Source organism: Shewanella inventionis (genome assembly GCF_019931735.1).
Lineage (GTDB): Bacteria > Pseudomonadota > Gammaproteobacteria > Enterobacterales > Shewanellaceae > Shewanella > Shewanella inventionis.
The window spans coordinates 2,744,178-2,770,544 of sequence record NZ_CP082926.1 but is presented as its reverse complement, the minus strand read 5'-3'; the positions used below and the strand labels follow the sequence as shown (position 1 = coordinate 2,770,544).

22 protein-coding genes and 3 tRNA genes are annotated in these 26,367 nt (G+C 41.8%); 9 read left to right on the top strand and 16 right to left on the bottom strand.

Translation table 11 applies throughout. The annotated features are described in order from the left end of the window. Nucleotides 1–6: 6 nt before the first annotated feature. Entirely contained in the window at nucleotides 7–1,101 is a 1,095-nt protein-coding gene (locus tag K8B83_RS12315; protein ID WP_398410872.1) for a ferredoxin reductase family protein, read from the bottom strand. A 94-nt stretch (nucleotides 1,102–1,195) separates the two neighbouring features. Here K8B83_RS12315 and K8B83_RS12310 point away from each other — a divergent pair, with 94 nt between their 5' ends. Next, nucleotides 1,196–1,957 (top strand): IS5 family transposase, encoded by a 762-nt coding sequence (locus K8B83_RS12310; RefSeq protein ID WP_223417353.1) that lies wholly within the window; start codon nucleotides 1,196–1,198, stop codon nucleotides 1,955–1,957. On the opposite strand, the gene K8B83_RS12305 is transcribed toward K8B83_RS12310, so the two are convergent. From K8B83_RS12305 to gyrA, 3 genes are all read right to left on the bottom strand, one after another. After that, nucleotides 1,900–2,292: a hypothetical protein gene (locus K8B83_RS12305; RefSeq protein WP_223417352.1), complete on the bottom strand. Its 393-nt coding sequence runs from the start codon at nucleotides 2,290–2,292 to the stop codon at nucleotides 1,900–1,902. The genes K8B83_RS12310 and K8B83_RS12305 overlap by 58 nt on opposite strands. 186 nt (nucleotides 2,293–2,478) lie before the next feature. Continuing rightward, entirely contained in the window at nucleotides 2,479–3,570 is a 1,092-nt protein-coding gene (serC, locus tag K8B83_RS12300) for a 3-phosphoserine/phosphohydroxythreonine transaminase (RefSeq protein WP_223417351.1), read from the bottom strand. Nucleotides 3,571–3,793: 223 nt separating this feature from the next. Then, the gene (gene gyrA / locus K8B83_RS12295; RefSeq protein WP_223417350.1) at nucleotides 3,794–6,514 is read right to left on the bottom strand and encodes a DNA gyrase subunit A; all 2,721 of its coding nucleotides are present in this window, start codon (nucleotides 6,512–6,514) and stop codon (nucleotides 3,794–3,796) included. Between the two features lie 387 nt (nucleotides 6,515–6,901). On the opposite strand from gyrA, the gene ubiG reads away from it, so the two are divergent. The 5 genes from ubiG (at nucleotide 6,902) to yfaE (ending at nucleotide 12,778) form a co-directional block, all read left to right on the top strand. After that, nucleotides 6,902–7,624 carry a bifunctional 2-polyprenyl-6-hydroxyphenol methylase/3-demethylubiquinol 3-O-methyltransferase UbiG gene (gene ubiG / locus K8B83_RS12290; RefSeq protein ID WP_223417349.1) on the top strand — a complete coding sequence of 241 codons (723 nt, stop codon included), beginning with the start codon at nucleotides 6,902–6,904 and terminating at the stop codon, nucleotides 7,622–7,624. Between the two features lie 88 nt (nucleotides 7,625–7,712). Further along, nucleotides 7,713–8,375, top strand: coding sequence for an HAD family hydrolase (locus K8B83_RS12285; protein ID WP_223417348.1), 663 nt, complete (start codon nucleotides 7,713–7,715; stop codon nucleotides 8,373–8,375). A 562-nt stretch (nucleotides 8,376–8,937) separates the two neighbouring features. Then, nucleotides 8,938–11,226, top strand: a complete 2,289-nt coding sequence (gene nrdA / locus K8B83_RS12280) for a class 1a ribonucleoside-diphosphate reductase subunit alpha (protein ID WP_223417347.1) — start codon at nucleotides 8,938–8,940, stop codon at nucleotides 11,224–11,226. A 66-nt stretch (nucleotides 11,227–11,292) separates the two neighbouring features. After that, nucleotides 11,293–12,423 (top strand): class Ia ribonucleoside-diphosphate reductase subunit beta, encoded by a 1,131-nt coding sequence (nrdB, locus tag K8B83_RS12275; RefSeq protein WP_223417343.1) that lies wholly within the window; start codon nucleotides 11,293–11,295, stop codon nucleotides 12,421–12,423. Continuing rightward, entirely contained in the window at nucleotides 12,413–12,778 is a 366-nt protein-coding gene (gene yfaE, locus K8B83_RS12270; RefSeq protein WP_188740508.1) for a class I ribonucleotide reductase maintenance protein YfaE, read from the top strand. Before nrdB ends, yfaE begins: the two co-directional genes overlap by 11 nt. Before the next feature lie 62 nt (nucleotides 12,779–12,840). On the opposite strand, the gene K8B83_RS12265 is transcribed toward yfaE, so the two are convergent. Both K8B83_RS12265 and K8B83_RS12260 read right to left on the bottom strand, forming a co-directional pair. Further along, nucleotides 12,841–13,110 carry a 2OG-Fe(II) oxygenase gene (locus tag K8B83_RS12265; protein ID WP_398410869.1) on the bottom strand — a complete coding sequence of 90 codons (270 nt, stop codon included), beginning with the start codon at nucleotides 13,108–13,110 and terminating at the stop codon, nucleotides 12,841–12,843. A gap of 503 nt (nucleotides 13,111–13,613) precedes the next feature. Beyond that, nucleotides 13,614–14,087, bottom strand: a complete 474-nt coding sequence (locus K8B83_RS12260; protein WP_223417332.1) for a YciI family protein — start codon at nucleotides 14,085–14,087, stop codon at nucleotides 13,614–13,616. A 257-nt stretch (nucleotides 14,088–14,344) separates the two neighbouring features. Between K8B83_RS12260 and K8B83_RS12255 the strand changes: the two genes are divergently transcribed. Continuing rightward, a complete protein-coding gene (locus K8B83_RS12255; RefSeq protein ID WP_188740510.1) occupies nucleotides 14,345–15,211 on the top strand; it encodes a PA4780 family RIO1-like protein kinase in 867 nt (288 codons plus the stop codon). 438 nt (nucleotides 15,212–15,649) lie between these two features. Here K8B83_RS12255 and K8B83_RS12250 read toward each other — a convergent pair whose 3' ends face one another. From K8B83_RS12250 to K8B83_RS12225, 6 genes are all read right to left on the bottom strand, one after another. Beyond that, nucleotides 15,650–15,982: a type II toxin-antitoxin system RelE/ParE family toxin gene (locus K8B83_RS12250; RefSeq protein ID WP_188741286.1), complete on the bottom strand. Its 333-nt coding sequence runs from the start codon at nucleotides 15,980–15,982 to the stop codon at nucleotides 15,650–15,652. Continuing rightward, nucleotides 15,982–16,230 carry a type II toxin-antitoxin system Phd/YefM family antitoxin gene (locus tag K8B83_RS12245; RefSeq protein ID WP_188741287.1) on the bottom strand — a complete coding sequence of 83 codons (249 nt, stop codon included), beginning with the start codon at nucleotides 16,228–16,230 and terminating at the stop codon, nucleotides 15,982–15,984. Before K8B83_RS12245 ends, K8B83_RS12250 begins: the two co-directional genes overlap by 1 nt. Nucleotides 16,231–16,742: 512 nt before the next feature. After that, a tRNA-Leu gene (locus K8B83_RS12240) sits at nucleotides 16,743–16,828 on the bottom strand. Nucleotides 16,829–16,877: 49 nt separating this feature from the next. Further along, a tRNA-Cys gene (locus K8B83_RS12235) sits at nucleotides 16,878–16,951 on the bottom strand. A gap of 41 nt (nucleotides 16,952–16,992) precedes the next feature. Continuing rightward, nucleotides 16,993–17,068: transfer RNA gene (locus K8B83_RS12230), tRNA-Gly, on the bottom strand. 353 nt (nucleotides 17,069–17,421) lie between these two features. Continuing rightward, the gene (locus tag K8B83_RS12225) at nucleotides 17,422–18,858 is read right to left on the bottom strand and encodes a glyceraldehyde-3-phosphate dehydrogenase (RefSeq protein ID WP_188739670.1); all 1,437 of its coding nucleotides are present in this window, start codon (nucleotides 18,856–18,858) and stop codon (nucleotides 17,422–17,424) included. Nucleotides 18,859–19,058: 200 nt separating this feature from the next. On the opposite strand from K8B83_RS12225, the gene K8B83_RS12220 reads away from it, so the two are divergent. Then, nucleotides 19,059–19,889: a DUF2989 domain-containing protein gene (locus tag K8B83_RS12220; protein ID WP_188739671.1), complete on the top strand. Its 831-nt coding sequence runs from the start codon at nucleotides 19,059–19,061 to the stop codon at nucleotides 19,887–19,889. Between the two features lie 233 nt (nucleotides 19,890–20,122). Continuing rightward, nucleotides 20,123–21,133, top strand: a complete 1,011-nt coding sequence (gene gap, locus K8B83_RS12215) for a type I glyceraldehyde-3-phosphate dehydrogenase (RefSeq protein WP_188739672.1) — start codon at nucleotides 20,123–20,125, stop codon at nucleotides 21,131–21,133. 167 nt (nucleotides 21,134–21,300) lie between these two features. Here the strand turns inward: gap and nadA are convergent, their stop codons facing one another. The 4 genes from nadA to K8B83_RS12195 all read right to left on the bottom strand — a co-directional run bounded on the left by nadA (nucleotide 21,301) and on the right by K8B83_RS12195 (nucleotide 26,235). After that, nucleotides 21,301–22,368 carry a quinolinate synthase NadA gene (gene nadA / locus K8B83_RS12210; RefSeq protein ID WP_188739673.1) on the bottom strand — a complete coding sequence of 356 codons (1,068 nt, stop codon included), beginning with the start codon at nucleotides 22,366–22,368 and terminating at the stop codon, nucleotides 21,301–21,303. 109 nt (nucleotides 22,369–22,477) lie between these two features. Further along, nucleotides 22,478–24,067, bottom strand: a complete 1,590-nt coding sequence (locus K8B83_RS12205; RefSeq protein ID WP_188739674.1) for a dihydrolipoyllysine-residue acetyltransferase — start codon at nucleotides 24,065–24,067, stop codon at nucleotides 22,478–22,480. 9 nt (nucleotides 24,068–24,076) lie between these two features. Then, on the bottom strand, nucleotides 24,077–25,054 hold the full coding sequence (locus tag K8B83_RS12200) for an alpha-ketoacid dehydrogenase subunit beta (RefSeq protein WP_188739675.1): 978 nt from the start codon (nucleotides 25,052–25,054) through the stop codon (nucleotides 24,077–24,079). A 2-nt stretch (nucleotides 25,055–25,056) separates the two neighbouring features. Further along, a complete protein-coding gene (locus K8B83_RS12195; protein WP_188739676.1) occupies nucleotides 25,057–26,235 on the bottom strand; it encodes a thiamine pyrophosphate-dependent dehydrogenase E1 component subunit alpha in 1,179 nt (392 codons plus the stop codon). Nucleotides 26,236–26,367 lie beyond the last annotated feature (132 nt).

Genomic DNA, 26,367 nt, shown 5'->3' with positions numbered 1-26,367 from the left:
TCCTTATTAAAAAGTCAGTTGTTCATAATGGATTTGATTATTGCTGACTCCCAAACGATGCAAAGTGTCTCTCATGTTGCTTATCATGGGTGCGGGGCCACAAAGGTAATATGCCCATTGGCTTTCTTGTCCTTTAGTGACGGTGTCGACAATATCCTGCCCCTGGATTAGTCCATGGGTTATATTAGGCTGTTCATAGGTTTGATAAAGTTCAATGTATTCACACACTAGTTGCACTTTAAAGTTGGCCATAGTGCGTTGTAACTCGGCTAATGTTTCTAAGTAGATCATCCGTGACATATTGTGGTTGGCGTAAAGTAACCTGATGGGGCGCTGATCTTGTTGTTTTGCCAGCTGAGTGAGTAAACTCAACATTGGTGAAATACCCGCGCCACCTGCAATAAGGGTAATACCGCTGGCAAATTGACTAGGGGTAAGTGTCATGTTGCCATAAGGCCCATCAATATATACAACTTGCTCAGGCTTAAGTTTGCCTAATGAAGAGGTGTAATCTCCCAGCGCTCTAATGGCAAAATTGACTTGACCATCTGCAGTTGCTGATACGATTGAAAATGGGTGTTGCTCAAGACTGTAAGGGTTGCCACTGGTGTTAATCCAAACAAACTGGCCTGCCTGATATACAAGAGGGGTTTGGTTGTTATTTTGAACACTCAATTGCCAGTCACTGTCGGTGATTTTTTCAATTGAGCTAATAGAATAAGCCTGATTTATGCTTAGTTTGGGCTTGATAACATAGTTATAAATTAGCAATGTCATTGACAGCCCATAAAGCAACCACCACAGGGTATTAAACCTTGGGTTAAATTGGCCGTGGCTACCTATAGTAGTGATATGCAATGTCGCGAGTGTGGCGATGATTGCAAAGCCAGTTACATGCATTAATCGCCATGTTTCATAGCGTAAATTGAGTCTGTCTTTATATATCGACATTAATACCCATATGGCCATTGCACACCAAGCTATAAGAGCAGTAAGCAAATGCGGCGATGTAACAATACTCCATACGCTGACACTAAGATCATCAGCTGACATCAGTGCTTTAGGTAGTACAATGAATATTGGATGAAGAAAGAAAAATATCCCTAGGGTCTGTTGATCTTTCGTGATGGCTTTTTAAGCAGCATGGTAAGGCGTTATAATTTGTTTCGCCAAAAATAAACGATAACTCCATACCATGCCGAGACTAATGCTAACTGATAAGTGGTGGCAAAAGCTACTTCAACTGATGAAGAACACTGGCCGCATCTATAATAAATCTGAACATAGAATGACCTTTGAAGGAATTCTTTACCGCTTGCGAACAGGAGTTCCATGGCGTGATCTTCCAACAGAGTTTGGGGACTGGAGCACTGTTTATCGTCGCTTTAATCTGTGGTCTAAAAAAGGCCTGTTAGATATACTATTCAAAGAGTTATCAAAACTTTCCGATTATGATTGGGTGTTTGCAGACGGCTCAATAGTCAAAGCTCATCAGCATAGCGCAGGAGCTGCGACACCAGATAATGAGTGTATTGGAAAGAGTCGCGGCGGTAACTCAACGAAAATTCATTTGGTCGTGGATAGCGGTGGATTACCAATCTATTTCGAGCTATCAGAAGGCCAGAGAAATGATATTGCTCGTGCCGAGAGTCTTGTTGACCACCTTAAGGAGGTCAACGTATTTATCGCTGATAAAGGCTATGACAGCGACGCTTTAAGGGCATATGTCAATTCTAAAGGTGGCAAAACCGTTATACCGAAGCGAAATTATGGGCAAGATATCGACAAAGAAAGCATGGATTGGTGTCTCTACAAGTATCGACATTTGGTTGAGAATGCTTTCGCGAGGATAAAGCACTTCCGAGCAATATCAACAAGATATGATAAGTTAGCAAGAAATTACGCCAGTATGGTATCACTGGCGTTTACTATAATGTGGCTGCCGATGTATTGTTGAATAAAATGTGTACAGCAAAGATCAACAGACCCTAGGTATTTACCCAGTTTTTTATGTTGAGTTATTCCCCAATCTATATTGGAAAATAACGGCACTTTTTTAAGCCTTCCCGCTAGCGGAAATTGAATAAAAAATACCATCATCGCAAGTAAGTTAACTGCACTGAGCACACTGGTGTACAACCCAGTAAACTCCATCCCTAATAACTGTGCTAGCACAAAAGGCAACACAGCTACTGAAAGGTATGCTAGCGCTAATTTATGTTTTTGAGTGAGCTCAAATCCCTTTTTGGGCTGCTTCATAGCCTGAGATTTAACAGTAATAGGAGTGTTCATTTTGTCTCTATATGTAGTGCGACACCATAATGAGACTATAAATTGAATGGGGTTAAAAAGGGGTTAACAAGGCGGTATTTAAGCGTAAAGTTGAGCAAAGATAAGTGATGACTCCTCCACAATTTACGCTACACGAGCTTTTATTGATTTAACGCCTCAGCTGAGGCGTTAACAATGGCAAAACCGTTAAGCATGTTGCTGGGCAAATTGGTTCATAAAATCAACCAGTTTTTGCACACCTGCTAATGGCATCGCATTATAAATGCTGGCGCGCATACCGCCGACAATACGATGACCCTTTAATGCCACTAAACCGGCCTGCTCTGCTTGTTTTAAAAATTCACCATCAAGAGTGTCATTAACCAATTGGAATGTCACGTTCATGCGTGAGCGATTGTGTGGCGCAACACCATTTTTATAAAATGGATTTGAATCAATACAATCGTACAATAATGCTGCTTTTTGCTGATTAACGTCAGCCATTGCGCTTACACCACCATTGGCCGCTAACCATGCAAACACTTCGGAGGCTAAATACCAGGCAAACGTGGGCGGTGTATTAAACATCGAGCCATGCTCAACTGCCACGCGATAATCCATCACTGACGATTGAGGCAATGAAGGTAACTTAAGCATGTCGTCGCGTACTATCACAATTGATAACCCAGATGGGCCAATGTTCTTTTGTGCGCCTGCATATATAAGCCCATATTTACTGACATCAATCTCATGAGACATAATGGTTGATGACAGATCTGCAACCACTGGCCATGGGCTGTCTAGCTCTTCAAATATCTCAATACCATCTACGGTTTCGTTTGAGCAGTAATGCACGTAGCGGTAGTCTTTGTCGATAGCATGCAGATCTGGCAAGTTGACTTGATTGAGTCCGTTAACGTTTTCAACAATATTTAGGCTGTCAATTTGAGCTTCACCCGCCAGTTTGATGGCCTCACTCACCGCAGCAGATGACCACTGCCCGCTCACGAGATATAGGGCTCTGCCGTTATCACCTAAAAAGTTGTTGACTACATTCGAAAACTGCGCGCGCCCACCACCGTGCATAAATAACACATGGTAGTTTTGAGGAATATTCATTAGCTGGCGCAAAGTCACTTCAGCTTGTTCAGTTAACGCAATAAATTCTTTACTGCGGTGGCTGATTTCCATCACGGAGACGCCAAGACCATTCCAATCAATCAATTCCTGTTGTGCTTTTTGCATCACAGCTTGAGGTAACATGGCAGGACCCGCACAGAAATTATAAATCGCGCTCACAGACAACTCCTTGACTCAGTTTGTATTTATATCAATCATTTTCACGCTCTGAACGAATCAGTGAATTGATAAGATTGATAACATCATATGTAGCCGTTAATACTAAGGTCTTTAGTTACCGTTGAATAGGCCTTTATTTGCCTATTTTGATGAATAATTTTCCGCAAAATAAAACGAGCGCCCTTAGGCGCTCGTTTTCGGTGGTTTGGGTAGCTCGTTCAGCTTATTGCTGATCGTCACCTTGTTCATCAGCTGGTGCATCGCTATCGATTTGTGCATCAACCTCTGTAGCTTCTTCGCCTTCGATAATGTCAGCAGGTGGGATCACATTGCCTTCTTCATCTAATAGCTCTTCAGTTTGAATTTCATCAATTCGCTGTAAGCCAACCACTTTTTCGTCGTCTGCGGTGCGAATAATGGTCACACCTTGAGTGTTACGACCAATGATTGATACGCCTTCAGCAGGTGTACGAACCAATGTGCCTTTGTCGCTAATGAGCATGATTTCATCAAACTCACCCACTTGTACAGCACCGACAACGGCGCCATTACGCTCACTCACTTTAATAGACACAACACCTTTAGTGCCGCGGCTCTTCGCTGGGTATTCGCTTAGTTCAGTACGCTTACCATAACCGTTTTCGGTTACGGTTAAGATTGCGCCGTCACCTTTTGGCACAATGAGCGATACCACTTTTTGGCCTGCTTCAAGCTTGATACCACGAACACCGGTTGCTGTACGACCCATTGGACGCAATGCAATGATCTCTTCACCGGTTTCTGCGTCAATTTTCACTTCACCAGTTTCAGAATCGCGAGCTTTTTCGTTAAAGCGAACCACTTTACCTTCGTTAGAGAACAACATGATGTCGTCACTACCTTCAGTAATATCAACGCCAATTAATTGGTCGCCATCTTTTAGGTTCACCGCAATAATGCCGTTTGCACGAGGATTACTGTAAGCTGTTAAGGCTGTTTTCTTCACTGTGCCGTCTGCAGTTGCCATGATAATGTATTTATCATCAGCGTATTCACGTACAGGTAGAATCGCGGTAATGCGCTCACCGTCAGCCAGTGGTAATAAGTTAACAATTGGGCGACCGCGTGCTGTACGACTTGCCAATGGTAATTGGTACACTTTTAACCAGTACATTTTACCAAAGTCTGAGAAGCACAAAATAGTGTCATGGGTATTAGCAACCAGCAGTTTTTCAACGAAATCTTCGTCTTTTACTTTAGTTGCAGCTTTACCTTTACCACCACGGCGCTGAGCTTGGTAGTCAGACAATGGTTGGTACTTGGCGTAACCTAAATGCGACAATGTAACCACAACGTCTTCTTCATTGATTAAGTCTTCAAGACTCATGTCAATTTCGTTGGCGTTAATCACAGTACGGCGGGCATCACCATATTGCTCTAGAATTTCTTCTAGTTCTTCTTTGATCACTTCCATCAAACGCTCTGGACTACGAAGGATCAACAATAAACCGGCAATCAGTACTAATAGTTCTTCGTATTCAGCTAAAATCTTGTCATGCTCTAAACCGGTTAAACGGTGTAAACGCAATTCAAGAATCGCCTGTGCTTGTTGCTCAGTTAAATAGTATTTGCCATCACGAATACCAAACTCAGGCTCTAACCATTCAGGGCGAGCAGCATCATCACCGGCTTTTTCAAGCATGCCTTGAACATGGCCAAGTGCCCAACCCTGCTCAACTAATTTCACTTTTGCTTCAGCAGGCGTTGGCGATGCTTTAATTAACGCAATAATTGGGTCAATGTTAGCAAGGGCAATGGCAAGGGCTTCAAGAATGTGAGCACGTTCGCGCGCTTTACGCAGTTCAAACACGGTACGGCGAGTAACCACTTCACGACGGTGAAGAATAAAGCACTCAAGCATTTCTTTAAGGTTAAACAATTTAGGCTGACCATTGGTCAATGCCACCATGTTAATACCAAAAGAACACTGCATTTGTGTTTGAGCATATAAGTTGTTAAGTACAACTTCGCCCACTTCGCCGCGCTTGATTTCAATTACGATACGCATACCGTCTTTATCAGACTCGTCACGTAAACCGCTAATGCCTTCAATTTTCTTATCTTTAACAAGCTCTGCGATTTTTTCAATCAACTTAGCTTTGTTCACCTGATAAGGAATTTCATGAACGATGATACGCTCACGGCCATTTTCATCTGTTTCCACTTCCGCTTTTGAGCGCATCACAGCACGGCCGCGGCCCGTTTTATAGGCATCAATAATGCCTTTACGACCATTAATAGACGCAGCAGTTGGGAAATCTGGGCCAGGAATGTATTCCATTAGCTGTTCAATCGACAAGCTAGGCTCTTCGATTAACGCTAAACACCCTTTAACCACTTCAGTTAAGTTGTGTGGCGGAATATTGGTTGCCATACCTACCGCAATACCAGATGAACCGTTAATTAACAGGTTAGGTACACGTGTTGGTAATACAGCAGGAATAAATTCAGTGCCGTCGTAGTTAGGCACAAAATCAACGGTTTCTTTTTCAAGGTCGGCAAGCAGTGAGTGCGCCAACTTTTGCATACGGATTTCGGTATAACGCATTGCCGCTGCTGAGTCACCGTCAACCGAACCGAAGTTTCCTTGTCCGTCAACTAAGGTGTAACGAAGCGAGAAAGGTTGCGCCATACGTACAATTGTATCGTATACAGCAGTATCACCATGTGGGTGATATTTACCAATTACGTCACCAACGACACGAGCGGATTTTTTATATGGTTTGTTCCAATCGTTTTTTAATTCGCTCATTGCAAACAATACGCGACGGTGAACTGGTTTTAAACCGTCACGTACGTCAGGTAATGCACGACCCACAATTACGCTCATTGCGTAATCAAGATAAGAATTCTTAAGTTCGTCTTCGATATTAATTGGCGAAATAGATGATGCCAGATCAGTCATAAACTGCGCGTTCCCCTAAAGTTAGCTGACAATAAATCTTCCATATTATTATCTAGCTTAAAAACGTGATTTGGCATTCTAACACAGATATTTATTGTCGCCAGAGCAAACACCAGCCAAATCCCATCTACGAGACAAAATTAATAAAAAAGCTAATATTTTCAGCAAATTTAGTTTAAGCGAACACTAATATGTTGGTGAAATTTGATGACTTAAAAGCCAAACTGCTGATGGTTTAAGCGCTTTATTTTGTAAAAATAATCAACGCACGTGCTAAATGGCGATTTTATAAGCAAGCATTGACCGCAAAAGCACAATGTTGACTACTATTCGTAAAGGTTATCGTTATAATAACCGCCATACATTATTAGACAGTTAGGTTAACTTATGTCAGACGCCGAACAATCAACAGCCAATGTTGATCCCCATGAGATCGCAAAATTTGAAGCCATGGCGCAAACCTGGTGGGATCTTAATGGCGAGTTCAAGCCATTGCATTTACTTAATCCACTGCGATTAAATTACATTGATCAAACTGCTGGCGGTGTATTTGGTAAAAAAGTACTGGATGTCGGCTGCGGCGGCGGTATTTTATCGGAAAGCATGGCGCGTATTGGTGCAAATGTTGACGGCATCGACATGGGCACTGAGCCGTTAGAAGTGGCAAAATTGCACGCATTAGACGCTGGGGTCAGTGTAAATTACCTTAAAACCACTGCAGAAAACCACCGGGACAGCCACCGCGAATATTATGACGTGGTCACCTGCATGGAAATGTTAGAACATGTGCCCGACCCACAATCAGTTATTCAAGCATGTTGTGACATGGTTAAACCCAATGGGTTTGTATTTTTCTCAACCATTAACCGCAATATCATGTCTTATGTACAAACCATCATCGGAGCTGAATACCTACTTAAAATGCTTCCTGTTGGTACCCACGATCACAGCAAATTTATCCGCCCATCAGAGTTGATGGCATTGGTCGATAACACTGACTTATTATGTAAAGACGCATTAGGTATCACGTATAACCCGCTTTCTGGTGTGTTTAAATACACAAAAAGTGTGGATGTAAACTACATGATAGCCACACAAAAAGTAGATTAATCGTCATGCCGGTAACCTCAAGGTTATCGGTAATGCACTTTTTCAATTGAACCTCGCAATACCTAACGCTTATATAAGGAATAATTAAGTGCATAAACACGATGTGAAAGGCGTTTTATTTGACCTTGACGGTACATTAGCAGACACCGCACCAGATTTAGTTTACGCACTTAATCTTAGCTTAGAAGATGCAGGTTTTACCGCCCAACCCCTTGAAAAAATGCGCCATGCAGCCTCTCACGGTAGTTTATATTTAGTAAAAACAGCGATACCTGATGCCGACGAAGCATTGCAACTTAAAATACAACAGGGATTACTGCAGCATTATGGCCAAATTAATGGCGAGCTTAGCCGTTTATTTGATGGATTACCTGAGCTACTCAACTTATTTGATCAACACAATATTCCTTATGGCATCGTCACCAATAAACCCGCCCGCTTTGCCCGCCCTTTAGTTGATAAATTAGGCTTAACAGGCCGAGTTAACGCCATGATCAGCGGTGACAGTACCCGCCATGCAAAACCACATACCGCACCAATGTTGTTAGCCGCCCAGCAAATTGCAACGTCGCCTCAGCAGATCCTGTATTTAGGTGACGCAGAGCGTGATCTCGTTGCCGCCCATAACGCCAACATGCTTGGAGGTGTGGCACTTTGGGGGTATTTATCTGCTTCAGACAAACCAGAACTATGGCCATCAAAACGACATTTTGCAGATGGTTCATCTTTAACACAGTTTTTTACTGAATAAGCCATTAATGGCTTATGTTTTATTAAGCGAGTCGTATTTGAACGGCATTTGTTATCTAGCTTACAACAAGATGGCTGTTTTGATCTGCAGATCAAAAGCCATAAAAGATCAATCTAAAAATGGTCGTAAATTTTTGATCGCTGCTTATTTTAGCGATCAAATTTTTCTAATCTATTGCATAAAAAAACATCAAGCGTTAAAAACACTATATAAATTTGGGCTCTAGGGTTAGCCATTACTAACCCTGCCGTTTATCCTCAACTTATCCACAAGAAGTTAATGTAATTGTGACTTGCAAATCAGCTCAAACCTCACTATCTTGTATCTCAGTTTATAAATAACACCATATCTTGTGTGTGGGTAACAATCGAAACACTACTCTCCTTGTGAATTTACAAGGTAGTGTCTTAATGAATGTACTGTAGATCCACCTTGCCGTAAGTACATTCTGGACGATTGTTTTAACATGGAACTGTTTTGTGATTTGTTCTGATCGAATCAAAGTAGCACAGCATCCTGAACATGATCACATGACCGGATATAGAACCAAGGCCTCTCTTCAATGAATAGCAATATGACAGTCACTAAACGCAGTGGCGAACGTGAAAGTATCCATTTAGATAAAATTCACCGCGTGATCACTTGGGCAGCCAAGGGATTAAAAAACGTCTCAGTATCTGAAGTTGAACTTCGATCTCACCTGCAGTTTTTTGACGGCATTCCAACTGAAGCCATTCATGAAACCATCATTAAAGCAGCTGCTGACTTAATCTCGCCAGACTCGCCAGATTACCAATTTTTAGCAGCGCGCTTAGCGGTGTTTCACCTACGCAAAAAAGCCTTTGGTCAATTTGAACCACCTAAGTTATACGACCATGTGACTCGCTTAGTGGAAATGGGCAAATATGATATGCATATTTTGGCCGACTACACTCGTGAAGAGATTGAAACCTTAGACAGCTATATCGATCACTGGCGCGATATGAACTTCTCTTATGCCGCCGTTAAGCAGCTTGAAGGTAAGTATTTAGTGCAAAACCGTGTAACCCATGAAGTATATGAGAGCGCGCAGTTTTTATACATTTTAGTGGCAGCATGTTTATTTGCTCGTTATCCAAAAGACACTCGTTTGGATTACATCAAGCGTTTTTATGATGCGACGTCTTTATTCAAAATTTCATTACCGACACCGATTATGTCTGGCGTTCGTACTCCTACGCGTCAGTTCAGCTCTTGTGTACTCATTGAATGCGATGACAGCCTTGATTCAATCAATGCAACGGCATCTTCTATCGTTAAATACGTTAGTCAACGTGCTGGTATTGGTATTAACGCAGGTCGTATCCGCGCCTTAGGTAGCCCTATTCGTGGCGGCGAAGCATTCCATACAGGTTGCTTACCTTTTTACAAATATTTCCAAACTGCGGTTAAGTCGTGCTCTCAAGGCGGCGTTCGTGGCGGTGCTGCCACCCTGTTCTACCCGTTATGGCATTTAGAAGTTGAGTCATTACTGGTCCTTAAAAACAACCGCGGCGTAGAAGATAACCGTGTGCGTCATCTTGACTATGGCGTGCAGTTAAACAAATTAATGTACCAACGTTTGATCAAAGGCGAATACATCAGCTTATTCAGCCCATCAGATGTGCCCGGCCTTTACGATGCATTTTTTGAAGATCAGGTAGAGTTTGAACGTTTATACCTACAGTATGAACAGGACAGCAACGTACGTAAAAAACAAATTAAAGCGGTCGAACTGTTTTCACTCATGATGCAAGAGCGTGCTTCAACTGGCCGTATCTATATTCAAAACGTGGATCACTGTAATACACACAGCCCGTTTGACTCTAAAGTCGCGCCAATTAAGCAATCTAACCTTTGTTTAGAAATTGCTTTACCGACTAAACCTCTGACAAACATCGACGATCCAAATGGTGAAATCGCATTGTGTACATTGTCAGCTTTAAACTTGGGCGCGATCCAGGATTTAACTGAACTTGAGCCTCTAGCAGATCTTGCTGTGCGTGCCCTTGATAACTTACTTGATTATCAAGATTACCCAATCAAGTCGGCAAAGCTTGGTTCAATGAACCGCCGTACTTTAGGTATTGGTGTGATTAACTTTGCTAACTACCTTGCTAAAAATGGCAAGAAGTATTCAGACGGTTCAGCAAACAATTTGACCCACAAAACCTTTGAAGCGATTCAGTTTTATTTATTGAAAGCCTCAATGAACCTCGCGAAAGAACAAGGCGCATGTCCTTTGTTCCATGAAACAACCTATTCGCAAGGCATTTTACCGATTGACACTTACAAACGTGATTTAGATAAAATTTGTGACGAGCCATTACACATGGATTGGGAAGGATTACGCAGCGACATTAAGCAGTATGGTTTACGCAACTCAACCTTGTCAGCCTTAATGCCGTCTGAAACCTCATCGCAAATATCTAACGCGACTAACGGTATTGAGCCTCCACGCGGCTTAATCAGCGTTAAAGCGAGTAAAGACGGACAATTAAAGCAAGTAGTACCTGACTTTGATCAACTTAAAGACAAGTATGAATTGTTATGGAACATGCCAAACAATGACGGTTACATCCAACTTGTGGGCATTATGCAGAAGTTCGTTGACCAAGCGATTTCAGCTAACACTAACTACGACCCAAGCCGTTTTGAAGGCGGCCGTGTACCCATGCAAACCTTGCTTAAAGATTTGTTAAGTGTGTACAAGCTAGGGGTTAAAACCTTGTATTACCATAACACTCGTGACGGCGCAAAAGATCAGTTTGACGACCTAGTTGCCGTAGAGGAAGAAGATGATGGTTGCGCAGGCGGTGCGTGCAAAATTTAATCATCTAATGGAATTATTAGCGGGGACTTCCCCGCTTTTTGAAATGCGTTATCAGGACACTTAATAATGGCTTATTCAACATTTTGTCAAACACCTAACGACTCAACCAAAGAACCAATGTTTTTTGGTCAACCCGTTAATGTGGCTCGCTACGATCAACAAAAATACGAAGTCTTCGAAAAGCTCATTGAAAAACAACTTTCGTTTTTCTGGCGACCTGAAGAAGTTGATGTCAGCCGTGACAAAATCGACTTTGCTAGTTTACCAGAGCACGAAAAGCATATTTTTATTTCAAATCTTAAATATCAAACCTTGCTCGACTCAATTCAAGGGCGCTCACCAAACGTTGCATTTTTACCGTTAGTGTCTTTGCCAGAGCTAGAAACCTGGATTGAAACCTGGTCGTTTTCAGAAACCATTCATTCTCGTTCATACACGCACATTATCAGAAATATTGTTAATAACCCTTCTGTGGTGTTTGATGATATCGTTGAAAACGAACAAATTTTAAAACGTGCAGGTGACATTGCCCGTTATTACGATGACTTAATCAAGCTGACTCAAGTTTACAACCTATTTGGTGCAGGAACGCACCAAGTTAACGGCGAAAAAATTACTGTTAACTTACGCATTCTTAAAAAGTCACTGTACTTGTGCATGATGTCTGTTAACGCATTAGAAGCGATTCGTTTCTATGTGAGCTTTGCCTGTTCATTTGCCTTTGCAGAGCGCCGCTTAATGGAAGGTAACGCCAAAATCATTCGCTTAATTGCCCGTGATGAAGCTCTACATCTTAACAGCACTCAGCACATACTGAGCTTAATGCAGGGCGGTAAAGACGACCCAGAAATGGCCGAAATTGCCATTGAGTGCCAACAAGAAGCTTACGATTTGTTTGTTAAAGCCGCTGAGCAAGAAAAAGAATGGGCTAAATACTTATTTAAAGACGGTTCAATGATCGGTTTAAACGAACAGATTTTATGCCAATACGTTGAGTTTATTACTAACCAACGCATGAAGTCAGTGCATTTACCACAACCGTACGAAGAATCTTCAAACCCACTACCGTGGATGAAAAACTGGCTAGAAAGTGATGCGGTACAAGTGGCCCCGCAAGAAGTTGAAGTGTCTTCCTACCTTGTAGGTCAAATTGATTCTTCTGTCGATGGCGATGAGTTTTTAGATTTTGACTTATAAGACATTTTTTAAAAAAGCCCCGATCGTAAGCTTGAAAGGTCAGCCCGTTATTCTGTTTGACGGTAAACATTCAAGCTTATTAGAAGCGCTTGAGTCGAAAAAGGTAAACATTTTTTCAGAGTGCCGCAATGGGTTTTGCGGCGCCTGTAAAACCACTGTCATTTCAGGTGACGTCAGTTATATCACAACACCACTTGCTGAACTAAAAGCCAACGAGTGCCTCCCCTGCTGCTGCGTGCCCGAAACAGATCTCAACCTTAAGCTATCTTGCAAAGGTGTTGAGGTTGTCGCTAAACGTCAATACAACACTCATCAACCTGCGCCGCTCCTTACCAAGCTCGCACACGAAAGCTAATCACCCACGTTTTTACTGCACCGGCTTGCATAAGTGTCACGCGTGATGCATAAGAGAGCCTTTTAAATATTCACAGCAATACTTAATAAAACCCGTTTACCAGATTCTATTTTAGTCACGCTGTGTTCATATAGATCAGGGCGAAACAAATACACGCGATTAAACAGATTTATAATGTATTTTTCACAGGTAAATACGCCGCCAATAAGAGGCTGTTTAATCACTACATTTAACTTGTAGTATCGCCCTTGCTGCACAGGATCAACATGTTTCATCACACGATGATTTTGTTGATAAGTAATACCAATTCCACTAATTATCTGGTCACTCAGCGGTAATTCTGTGCCTTCTAGGCAAGTAATAGGATTGTAGGCATAGTTGCTCTCGGCAACTGCTCCTGCGTTGCTCTACCTCCTGCATCCATGCAGTCGTACGTCAAAATACTATTAAGCAGCATAGAAGGCACAGAAACCCGCCTTGCAGGAGGCGCTCAGACTGTCCATTTCTTTGTTGCATTGCCTTAGAAGGGAATACCATTATTTCAACAATGCGCCTCAAACTGAACAGTCTGAGCGACTCTGATTGGTCACATAATTAATGGAAATGGTATAACTAATTAATAGAAAATATCCTGCTGCTAAAAATGGCTCTATTCACCACATTGGCCATAATGGCTCCAATCAACTCACTTGGCTGTATTGTACCGTTTAATCATCGCCAAATGATGCCACTACACCATTCAATTATGCATAAGTTATTAAGTTTTTAACTGCGCTCAATATCTAATTCCAACAACGCTCAATGCTCATGATAAAAACCATAAAGCATTGATAAATTACATCAGCGTTTTAGCCAGCGTATTGTGAATATCATTAACCTCCATTAACGCAGCACTGCCATACCAAGGTATTAACTCCATGACTAAACTACCAGCTTGAATTGCAGGATCCGTTTCGGTCAGCTGCTTTGCTTGCTCTATGGTTTCTACATCGAAAATATATATACCGCGCAACTCACCATTGTCCAAAAATGGACCTGCTAAAACCAATTTACCCGCCTCGGCAAGACGTCCAATATTTGCCATATGCAAACGTTGTAATTCATCGGCCTCTGCTTTAGTGCGATCACGATTAGGTCCACGCTTAAGAAATGCCATCACATAACGTTTCATTCCATATTCATCAGCCCCCGCCTTTGCAGCACGAGCCTGATCGAACTGAGGGTTAATCTCAGATTGAGCCATTAAAGGCGTTGATATCATCGCACTCATCATTAACAAGCTTGTTAATGTATTGGTATACAATTTCATCGGTATTCCTCTTTGTCTCTCAAATTTTGGTGTGCTTGAGCAAGTGTACAATAGCCATTTTTTATCTTACGCTACAATAAACTAATATCAAATTAATGACATATTTTCAATGTGATACCGACATGGTGTCTGTAAAACTATGACATTAGATAATTTACAGACACAAACTGTACAAAAAAATACCTATTATCTGCACTGCATAAAAATAGTCAGCCAAGATATATCATCATAGACACAACTAAGGTATAACGGGCGCTATGAAAACCCCAATACGATTACAACCACTGGTTGACGATGGTCTCGTTGATGAAGTGATAAGCCAACTGATGAGTGGCAAAGAAGCTACCGTCTACATGATCCGGTGTGGCGCTGATATTCGCTGCGCCAAAGTCTATAAAGAAGCGACTAAACGCAGTTTTAAAAAGGCTGCACAATATCAAGAAGGACGCAAAACCAAAAATAGCCGTCGTGGCCGCGCGATGGAAAAAGGCTCTAAATACGGCCGTGAAGAACAAGAGAAAGCCTGGCAAAACGCTGAGGTTGATGCATTGTATCAATGCGCAGCAGCCCAAATTCGAGTGCCTGTACCTTACGGTTGTTTCGACGGCGTATTATTGATGGAGCTGATCACCGACGCAAACGGTGATGTCGCACCGCGTTTAAACGACGTTAACTTAACCCATGCACAAGCCATGTCGCAACATCACACCATGATGGGTTATATCGTTCGTATGTTATGTGCCGGTATTGTGCACGGTGACTTATCAGAATTTAATGTACTGGTAGATAGTCATGGCCCAGTAATCATCGACTTACCACAAGCCGTCGATGCATCGGCTAACAACAATGCCAGAGCTATGTTGTATCGTGATGTGAATAATATGACCGAATACTACGGCCAATTTGCACCAGAGCTGCTACAAACCAAATACGCCAAAGAAATGTGGGCCCTTTACGAGCAAGGCGAACTTGAGCCAGACACTGTGCTGACCGGACAATTTGAAGATGATACAGATTTAGCCGATATTGACTCTGTTCTTGATGAAATTAACGCCGCCTATGAAGACGCTCAGTTTAAAAAACAACGTCAACAGGCGATAGATAATGATCATTATGATGATTAGGCCGATATAACGAGGCGAAAAAAACAACCATCAACATGAAATACTAAGGCAACCACTAGGTTGCCTTAGTATTTGCAAGCCCACGTTTTTTTATAAGGATTCTTCAACGATTTTAAGTTCAGCGTTAAATGTTGGCATTTTAAACTGAGGCAGCTAACTCATTTCTGCACAGAAATGGGTTAGATTATTTGTACTAATTCGGATGGTTCAGATGAGAAAAATATAGGGCTAACGTCCCCGATGCGAATTAAACAGTCCTTTGTGCAATATCAAAGAATAAAAAATTCTACATGACTAAATTCAACGTCATAAGGGCTGTAGCTACCACATTCGAGACATTAATACATTTGGGGCATTTTAATTCTGCTGCAATAGATGATATTGCAGCTCCATTTAAAATTCTCGTTATTAAAAAATGACGATCTTCATAAGTTAACTTCATAAATTTAACTCTGAATCTATACTTTTAATTCTTTCAAGGTGTTTTTCAGGAGCCATTTGATTAGATAGAAATCCAACAAAAACAACATCATTATCTCTTTTTAAATAATAGAAAACATGCTTGCCATCTGGAAATCTATAGCCATCCTTAGAAACCTCATAAATGGACAATCCCAGATTTGGATTATTAGCTAAAGCTTGCATTCTTTTTCGCAAGACCTCTTTGTACTTTAACCATTGAGGATTTCCCCACTTTTTGATTGTGTACTTGCGAATAGACTCTAAATCTTTTCTTGCATGGCCTCTAAGTAAGAATGGTGTATTTTTCATTAATCATACTTTCCAGAATCTAACTCATCTAAAAAGTCATTACCGTCCATAAGATCATCTTCATCAATATTTTCGAAGCGTGATCGAACAAGCTCCATCTTCAATTCTTCAAAACGATTGTATTCTTCACAGGAGACAATAACTGCGACAGGATTGCCGTTCTTTTTAATTTCAATAGGTTCCGATTGAACTTTTAAAAGCATCTTACCGAAATTGGTTTTTGCTTCATTTGCATTTAGTGTAAGCATCTAAAGACCCTCATCTTGATTAAATACACATTAATACAATCGAACAAAACAGTCAAATCGAACGATATATTCATTTTCAAGATTGGTAGGTATTATATCCACAACCAATACAGAAATGGATCAGCGCCATAAAAGTACAAGCATTGGCTAACTAAAAGGTTCTCGCTGACGGAACCCATACCTTTCCGACAGCTGAGAAAAAGTATTGCAATGAGGTTAGTGCTGCGTTGGACGAATTGCTGATGTAAACTCATTTTTGGGCTTAAACGAGTTCGTGTAGTTTCGAAGTTTTTTACATCACTCTCTATTGCTAAAAATTATAATGGTATCCGAGGCCGGACTACTCTCGATAGCAAAGAATGGCACGCCTGATTTTCAACCAGAGCGCGAGGGATTTTGTTTTTGACTTTAATCCTTAATAATAAACTCAAATTTCAGACGTAAAAAAGCCCCGACTAATGTCAAGGCTTTTTTACACCATACTTACGTATGTAATTTCTTACTATAAATAATGGTACCCGAGGCCGGACTTGAACCGGCACGCTTATTCAGCGAGGGATTTTAAATCCCTTGTGTCTACCGATTCCACCACTCGGGCAAAGTGTTGTTTTAACCGTTACAATAAGTAACCATTAAACGCAATTTTGTGGAGGCGCGACCCGGAGTCGAACCGAGATCGACGGATTTGCAATCCGCAGCATAGCCATTCTGCCATCGCGCCATGCTTTACCAAATTCGAATCCATCGGAGGAGATAAGAAATTGGAGCGACATATCGGGTTCGAACCGATGACCTATACCTTGGCAAGGTATCGCTCTACCAACTGAGCTAATGTCGCATTTTCAATCTTCGTACATGCTATTTTTAACACTGCGAGAAAGGTATCGTCTTTCAACCTACCCAACTGAGCTAATGTCGCATTTTCAATCTTTACAACCTGAGGACGTTTCCCCTGACTGCGGAATGGCATTCTACCGATTTGATCGGGATAGTCAATCAATAAAAACAGGATTATTGCAACAAAATGACTGTTTGCTGCATAAATCATCACTGTGATTAATTTTTAATAATATGAAACCAATTATGCCCTGCTACACACGTGTTTCAATGTTTAAATCAGTCAGGCTCAAATAAAAACACCTCAATCATTGAGGTGTTTAAATGAAGGATAACAATAACTACAGTTGCTGTTTATAGGTTAGGCAGTGATAAAGTGGTTAAACCCAACATTTTTTGCATCACGCCGACGACCTGACAGCTATAACCGAACTCGTTATCGTACCAAACATACAAAATTGCACGCTTGCCTTCTGCAATCGTGGCCTGTGAGTCAACAACACCAGCATAACGTGAGCCGACCAAGTCACTTGATACAATTTCAGTAGATTCAGTAAAGTCGATTTGATTTTGTAATCCAGACTGCAGGGCCACATCTTTTAAGTATTCATTTAACTCGTCACGATTAGTTTCAGAGTTTAAATTAACACTGATAATCGCCATTGACACATTAGGCGTTGGGACCCGAATTGCATTGCCGGTTAGTTTACCTGCTAGTACGGGTAGCGCTTTTGCCACAGCTTTAGCGGCGCCCGTTTCAGTGATAACCATGTTTAATGGCGCACTACGGCCACGACGATCTGCACTGTGGTAGTTATCAATTAAGTTTTGATCATTGGTATATGAATGAATAGTCTCAACATGACCATTCTCAATACCATATTTATCATTTACTGCTTTCAATACTGGTGTGATGGCATTAGTAGTACAACTTGCTGCTGACACAATCATGTCTTCATCTAAAATGTCGTTTTCATTAACACCATACACAACATTCTTAATTGCGCCTTTAGCCGGTGCAGTTAACAACACTTTGCTTGCTCCAGGACTTTTAAGATGTAAACCTAAACCGTCTTCATCTTTCCAAATACCAGTGTTATCAACGATTAAAGCGTTATTAATTCCGTATTTAGTGTAATCGACCTGATCAGGCGAATTAGCATAAATGACTTGGATGTATGTACCATTTGCAATGATGGCGTTATTTTCTTCATCCACTTCTACAGAACCATTAAATGGTCCATGCACTGAATCACGGCGTAACAAACTGGCACGTTTTTCTAAATCACCTTGTTTACCACCACGAAGCACAATTGCACGTAAACACATTTTATTGCTTTTACCAGTACGCTCAATCAACAAACGAGCAAGTAAACGCCCAATACGCCCAAAACCATAAAGTACTACATCTCTGGCTGGAGTATCATCACCATGATTCAATGCTGGTGCTAACTCATTAGCCATGTATGCTTCTATTCCGCTTGCGTCCTTGTTGTCACGCCAGTAATTAATCGCCAGTTTACCAATGTCCACTTTACAATGTTGAACAGCTAATTTGCTTAGCGCTTCAACAAATGGGAAACTTTCGCGAAGGCGTAACTTTTCTCCAACATGACGACGTACTAAACGGTGTGACTTAATAATTTCGATAGTTGATGCGTTTAAAAGTGGTTTTCCATATACCACCACTTCTACACCTTGGTTACGATATAACTTACCGAGCAATGGTTGCATTGCTTCAGCCATTTCGAAACGTTCTTGCCAGCTTTGTAAATGTTTATCTGCGCTCATGTAGGGATCCTTTATCTCACTTTTCCAGTTTTTTAACAGAAAGGTTTGAGTAACAAAAAGAAAAGACCAATAATTAAATTGTTGTATGGGTTTTACCCTCTTGGTCGGCGACATTGTAATGAAATACACGACATTTCGCCAGTAACAAATTTTCGGTAAATATGTAATTTTATTAGACAATTTACCTCTCGGAGACGGTTTTGAGCCAAAATTTTGTATTAATTACATCATTTACATTTATTGGGGCATTTTTTGGTCTTTTTGGCTGCGATAATGACCGTAATAGCGACCTAATTTGTAAAAATAATCCTGAACTTTGTAGCGATTTACACAAAGATAGTTGGTGTCGATTTGAAAAAGGGGATCTTATTCGCCATAGATACTTACTAAAACAGAGTTCTGCTCCAACAGGAAAAGAGCTTTACCAGCAACTTATCTACCTTGAAAATTACAGCAAATGCATCGAACTTGCCGCCGGTGTTCAACATAAACTCAATACAGACCGAACACGGGATCGTGAACGTGCATTTGCTGTTAGCACGCAAACGTTAGCAGAGCTACAAGCGTTTACTCAAAATAATAATGATCTCCATTTAGCTTATTATCGATGGATACGATTTAATGATCAGGCTGGTCTTGCCATTGTTGAGCAAACTTATCAGCAAGGACAATTAACCGACCCTGAAATTATCAGCCAATTGGCAGCCCATTATGTGCGTTATCAACCAAACGATGCCAAGCATCTCTACCTAACATTATTGGCTAACACAGAGGCAGAATTAATTAGTCCTGACTGGTTTTTAGCACTGGCATCAATTTACAAACAACAACAAGATCACCAAAAAGAATACTTATTAACACGTGCCTATTTATTAATAAGCCCAAATCATGTCAATGAAGAACAATTATTGGCGATTATCCAAGGGAATAAGCACCTCGCTCAGCGATTAGATCAGCAAGCTACTGAATTAATTGCTTCGGTAATGAGTGGATCTTTTGCCAACAGTGCCAGTGAACTGTTGCTCAAATAAACACCATGTTATGCTAAATTAGCCAAGCTGATCTGAGTCTGACTTAATGTGCCAACTTACAAAACTGTGCTTAAATTATCTTCAAAACGTGCTAAATGTAAAAAAAATACAAAATAATCCCCCTATTTTGCCAATTTAGGGTGATTTAACTTGACCATTACGGTTAATTTGGTAATTTTACAACCAGGCGATCAGCATGCCACCAAATTATTTTATCACTTGAGGGATATGAGATGACTATCCGTGTTGCTATTAACGGCTATGGCCGTATCGGAAGAAATGTTCTACGTGCACTTTATGAAAGCGAAAAAGATTATCCAATCCAAATCGTTGCATTAAACGATTTAGGTGACGCATCAATCAACGCCCATTTAACCAAGTACGATTCTGTGCATGGTCGTTTCAATGCCAAAGTTGATCACGATGATGAAGCTATCTATGTTAATGGCGACAAAATCCTGACTTTCCAAGAACGCGATCCTTCTAAATTGCCTTGGGCTGAATTAAACGTTGATGTGGTATACGAATGTACTGGTATTTTCACTTCTAAGGCTGCTGTTCAACCGCACTTAGATGCTGGTGCTAAAAAAGTGATCATTTCAGCTCCTGGTAAAAACGTAGATGCAACTGTTGTTTACGGTGTTAACCAAGACGTATTAACTGCCGACATGACTGTGATTTCAAATGCTTCATGTACCACTAACTGTTTAGCTCCAGTGGCTAAGCCATTAAGTGATGCGGTTGGTATAGAGTCAGGTTTAATGACGACTATCCATGCTTACACTAACGATCAACGTTTGTCAGACGTATACCACACTGATTTACGTCGTGCTCGTGCAGCGGCAATGTCTATGATCCCAACACAAACGGGTGCAGCAGCTGCGGTAGGATTAGTGGTTCCTGAGCTACAAGGTAAATTTGACGGTTTAGCAGTACGTGTTCCAACGGTAAACGTATCGTTAGTCGACCTAACCTTCTTAGCATCACGCGATACAACTGTTGAAGAAATTAACCAAATCGTTGCTGATGCGGCTAAAACGTCACCACTAAATCAAGTGTTAGCGATTAATGAAGAGCCTTTAGTGTCTATCGATTTCAACCACAACCCATTCTCATCTAATTTCGATGCGACACAAACACGTGTTAAAGGTCGTTTAGTGAAAGTTATGGCATGGTATGACAACGAATGGGGTTTCAGTAACCGCATGCTAGACAACACAGTTGCATTAATGAACGCTAAATAATCTATTTAATAGATTACTTAGATAAGAGCCTCGCATTTATGCGGGGCTTTTTGTTACCTGCAAGCCAATACGTCAACGGCTTAGATCTAATCAATTAGGCAACTAAAATTAGCCATAAAAAAGCCGACTTGCTGTCGGCTTTTTATGCTTACGAGGCTAAGTGCTTTTTAAGCATTGCCCTTCACTTTCATGTTTAGCCCTTTAGCAAAATCGAGCATGCGTGTCAGTGGGATAAGTGCTTTAACGCGTAGCTCATCATCAACAAAAATTTCGTGATTGGATTTGTCACTATTGATCAATGATTGTTCAATGGCTTGTAAACCATTCATGGCCATCCAAGGACAATGTGCACAACTTTTACAAGTGGCGCCATTACCCCCTGTCGGAGCTTCAATTAATGTTTTACCTGGCGCAGCTTGTTGCATTTTGTAAAATATGCCGCGATCGGTGGCCACAATAAAGGTGTCATTTGCCATCGTTTGCGCAGCTTTGATCAACTGGCTAGTTGAGCCTACTGCATCGGCAAGTTCAACCACGCTTGCTGGTGACTCTGGGTGAACCAAAATTGCCGCACCTGGGTGAAGTTTTTTGAGCTCACGTAGCGCTTTGGCTTGAAACTCATCATGGACAATACATTCGCCCTGCCACAACAACATGTCTGCGCCAGTTTGTTTGTTGATGTAAGAGCCTAAATGACGGTCTGGTGCCCAAATAATTTTTTTATCTTGGCTATCAAGATGCTCAACAATTTCTAACGCAATACTGGAAGTGACAACCCAATCAGCACGAGCTTTTACTGCGGCAGATGTATTGGCGTAAACCACCACAGTGTGATCTGGGTGCGCATCACAAAACGCATTAAACTGCTCGATTGGACATCCTAAATCTAATGAACAGGTTGCTTCTAGTGTTGGCATTAAAATGGTTTTTTCTGGACTTAAGATTTTGGCGGTTTCGCCCATAAACTTAACCCCTGCAACAATTAATTTTTTAGCAGGATGGTCACGGCCAAAACGCGCCATCTCTAGCGAGTCAGACACACAGCCGCCCGTCTCTTCTGCTAAAGCTTGAATTTCAGGATCGGTGTAATAATGGGCGACTAACACCGCATTTTGATCGATCAACAACTGTTTAATTCGTGCTTTATATTGTGCTTTTTCAGCGTCAGACAACACGGCAGGTTTGGGTGGAAACGGATACTCGATAGTTTCAATTTTAGGTGCCGACAGACTCATACAGGTTCCAAGCGATTGAGATTATCCGCAGATTATACGAAAAAGAGGCTGAAAACAAAAGGACGCGATTGCGTCCTTTTAGATAAAACTGTGCATTGCTATTGCGAGCTTAACGCATGGCCAATAGCATTTCTTGCGGTTGTTCTAGGTAGTGTTTCCACAAGTTACAGAATCGTGCGATAGTTCCGCCATCAATGACACGATGATCCCCAGACCAGCTCACTTGCATTATTTTTCGCGCTTCTACTTCGCCCTTAACATTAAAGCGTGGCAACACCTGTAACTTACCTAAAGCAACGATGGCCACTTCGGGTTTATTAATAATAGGTGTAGCAACCGTGCCACCCAAGGCGCCAATATTAGAGATTGAAATCGTACCGTCTTTTAAATCTGCTGGCGATACACGGCCACTGCGAGCTGCAGCGGTTAAACGCGTAATGTCGGCGGCAATGTCCAAAATAGACTTACTTTGCACATCTTTGACATTCGGCACCAATAAACCCACTTTTGAGTCAACGGCCATACCAATGTTATGACGTGATTTATAAGTCAGCTCGGTACAATCAGCATTCACCTGGCTGTTAAGTATGGGAAACTCGGTAATCGCTAATGACATGGCCTTCATAAAGAATGGCATCATGGTGAGTTTAACTTCATCGGTTGAATAACGTTGTTTCATATTGTCGCGAAGAGCAACTAACTCTGTTAAATCAAACTCTTCACAGTAAGTAAAGTGTGGAATAGTCGATACCGACTCAACCATCATCTTCGCCATCACCGCTTTAACACCTTTTATCGGCTCAACGCGATCCACACCAGAATGACTAATAGTTGCCACTTCGGTTGTGGTACTAACTTGACTCGATGCTGAAACGTTTGCGCTGTTTGTAGAGGCTGCAACAGTAGGCTTAGCAGCACCTTGTTGATGGCGTTCAATATCTTCTTTATAAACGCGGCCGTTTTTACCACTACCAGAAACCAGGGCTATGTTAATGTCAAGTGATCGCGCTAAACGTCGAACGGCAGGACTGGCTAAAGCCTTACCTTGCGCAACAGGCTCTGCGCTAACCAATACTGGTGAAGTGTCAGCTTGCTGTAGCACCTGCTCTGGTGCAATATCCTGTACGGTGTCTGTTTCTACTTCAATGGCAAATAAAGGCGAGTGAACTTTCGCAAGTTGGCCTTTACGGTAATATAGTTTGACTATTTTACCGGCTTTCATCGCGGGTATTTGTACGAGCGCTTTATCTGTCATCACATCGGCGATCGGTTGGTCTTCAACCACCACATCACCTTCTTCAACCAGCCACTCAACGAGCTCACACTCGACAATACCTTCACCAATATCTGGCAATAAAAAGTCTTCTACGTTTGACTGACTCGTACAAGCAACCTCAGAACGGCCTTCTACAACAGGCGTGACTTCTGCCATTGGGACTTGCGTTGGCTCTGAGTCATCAATGTCCATTTCTACGGCATAAAGCGGTTGATGAACAATGGCAATATCACCTTTGGCATAATATAGCTTAGTGATTTTGCCAGCATGAGGCGCCGGTATTTGCACTAATGCTTTGTCTGTCATTACGTCAGCAATCGGCTGGTCTTCGGTGACGATATCACCTTCGCTCACTAACCAATCTACTAATTCACATTCCACTACACCTTCACCGATGTCGGGTAAAATAAAATCTTTAATCATATCTTACTCCTAAAACGCAACTGAAGCTTTGATGGCTTCGAAGGTTTTCAATTCATCTGGCATGTATTCTTTTTCGTGAATTAATGGATACGGCGTATCTAAACCACACACTCGACTAATTGGCGACTCAAGCGATAAGAAACATTCTTGTTGAATGGTTGCGGCAATTTCACCCGCAAACCCGCCAGTCAGTGGCGCTTCATGGTTAATCAATAAACGGCCGGTTTTAGTCACCGATTTAGCCACCGTGTCGACATCCCAAGGCGCTAGAGTGCGTAAGTCGATAATTTCGCATGAAATACCTTCTTTTTCGGCACGCTCGCAAGCTTTTTCAACAATTTCCATCTGCGCGCCCCACGCTAATACGGTTATGTCACGGCCTTGTTTAACCACTTGTGCTTTGCCCAGTTCGATTTGATAATCGCCAGCGGGGACTTCACCTACTGAGGCGCGGTATAAACGTTTAGGCTCAAAGAAAATAACGGGGTTAGGGTCTCGAATTGAAGCTAATAATAAACCTTTAGCTTGCTCAGGATTACGTGGCACAACCACTTTTAGCCCTGGGGTTTGAGTAAAGTAAGCTTCTGGCGATTGCGAATGGTAATGACCACCAGCAATACCACCGCCATAAGGTGTGCGAAAGGTTAATCCCCCCACATCAAATTGATTACCACTGCGGTATCTAAATTTTGCAGATTCATTAACGATTTGATCAAAGGCTGGGAAAATATAATCAGCAAACTGAATTTCAGCAACCGCAGTCATGCCAAATGATGCCAGGCCATTGGCAAAACCGGCGATGCCCTGCTCTGTTAACGGTGTATTAAAGCAACGGTCACGACCAAATTGCTCTTGTAATCCAGAAGTTGCACGAAAAACACCACCAAAGTGGCCCACGTCTTCACCAAAAATAACCATGCGCTCGTCAGCTTTCATGGCAATCGATAACGCCTCATTGATGGCGTGTAACATATTCATTTGAGCCACGGTTACAGTCTCCCTGCGCTTTTAGGATAGGCTTTTGGATACTTATTGATGTGCTCTTTTAATTCTTTCAGCTGCTTTTTAAGCGCTGGCGTTGGTTTATCGAGCACGTCTTCAATGATTTCATCAAGCATAGGAATAGGTAGTTTTTCGGCCACTTTTACTGCCGCTAACACTTCTTCACGGTAGCGTTCAAATAATTTGGCTTCGTCAGCTTCGCTGATCCAACCTTTATTAATCATCCACAATTTAAAGCGTTTAACCGGATCATGCTGTTGCCATTTGGCTTCTTCATCTTTTGAGCGATAACCTGACGGGTCATCTGATGAAGAATGTGCCCCTAAACGATATGTCATGGCTTCGATGAGTACTGGGGCATTATGCTCTAATGCATGGGCACGCGCCTGTTGTGTTGCTGCAAGCACCGCTAGCATGTCGTTACCATCAACACGGATTGTGTGCATACCATAACCAACACCACGGCTAGCAATGCCGTTACCCGCAAACTGCTCTTCTGTTGGTGTTGAAATGGCATAACCATTGTTACGGCAAAAGAAAATAACTGGCGATTTAAGTACTGCGGCCATATTTAAACCCGCATGAAAATCGCCCTCTGAGGCAGCGCCTTCACCGAAGTAACAAATAGCGACATTACGTTTGCCTTGTAACTTCATACCGTATGCAACACCTGTTGCCTGTGGAATTTGCGTTGCCAAGGGTGATGAAATAGTTTGATAATTCAGTTCGCGGCAGCCGTAATGGATAGGCATTTGCCGGCCTTTACCTAAATCTTTCTCGTTACTGAACATCTGATTCATAAATTGTTCAGTGCTAAACCCGCGATAACGCAATGAGGCATGTTCACGGTATTGAGCCAAAATAACATCGTCTTTATCAAGTGCTGCTGTACTGCCTACTATTGAGGCTTCTTCACCGGTACAGGTCATGTAAAAACTAATACGGCCTTGACGTTGCGCACCCAACATACGCTCGTCTAATACTCGAGTAAAAACACAAGTATCAAAGATTTTTTCGGCTAAAGTCTTGTCGATAACTGGCAGAACCGCATTTTCATAGGTGGTGCCATCTGCTTGTAAAATTCGCAAAATGGGAATGTGCAATGACGCTTTGTCTAAGAAGCTGACACGGTGCACTGTTTCATTGGTCAGTGGTGCGTTGCTCATATTATGCTCTTATTATTGTTAAGCCATGTTCAACATAAACATGGCTTTATTGATACTATGCAAGTAAACATTACGTTAACGTAAACTACCTATCAATACTTACTCTCACTCTAAACGCATTTTACTCACAAT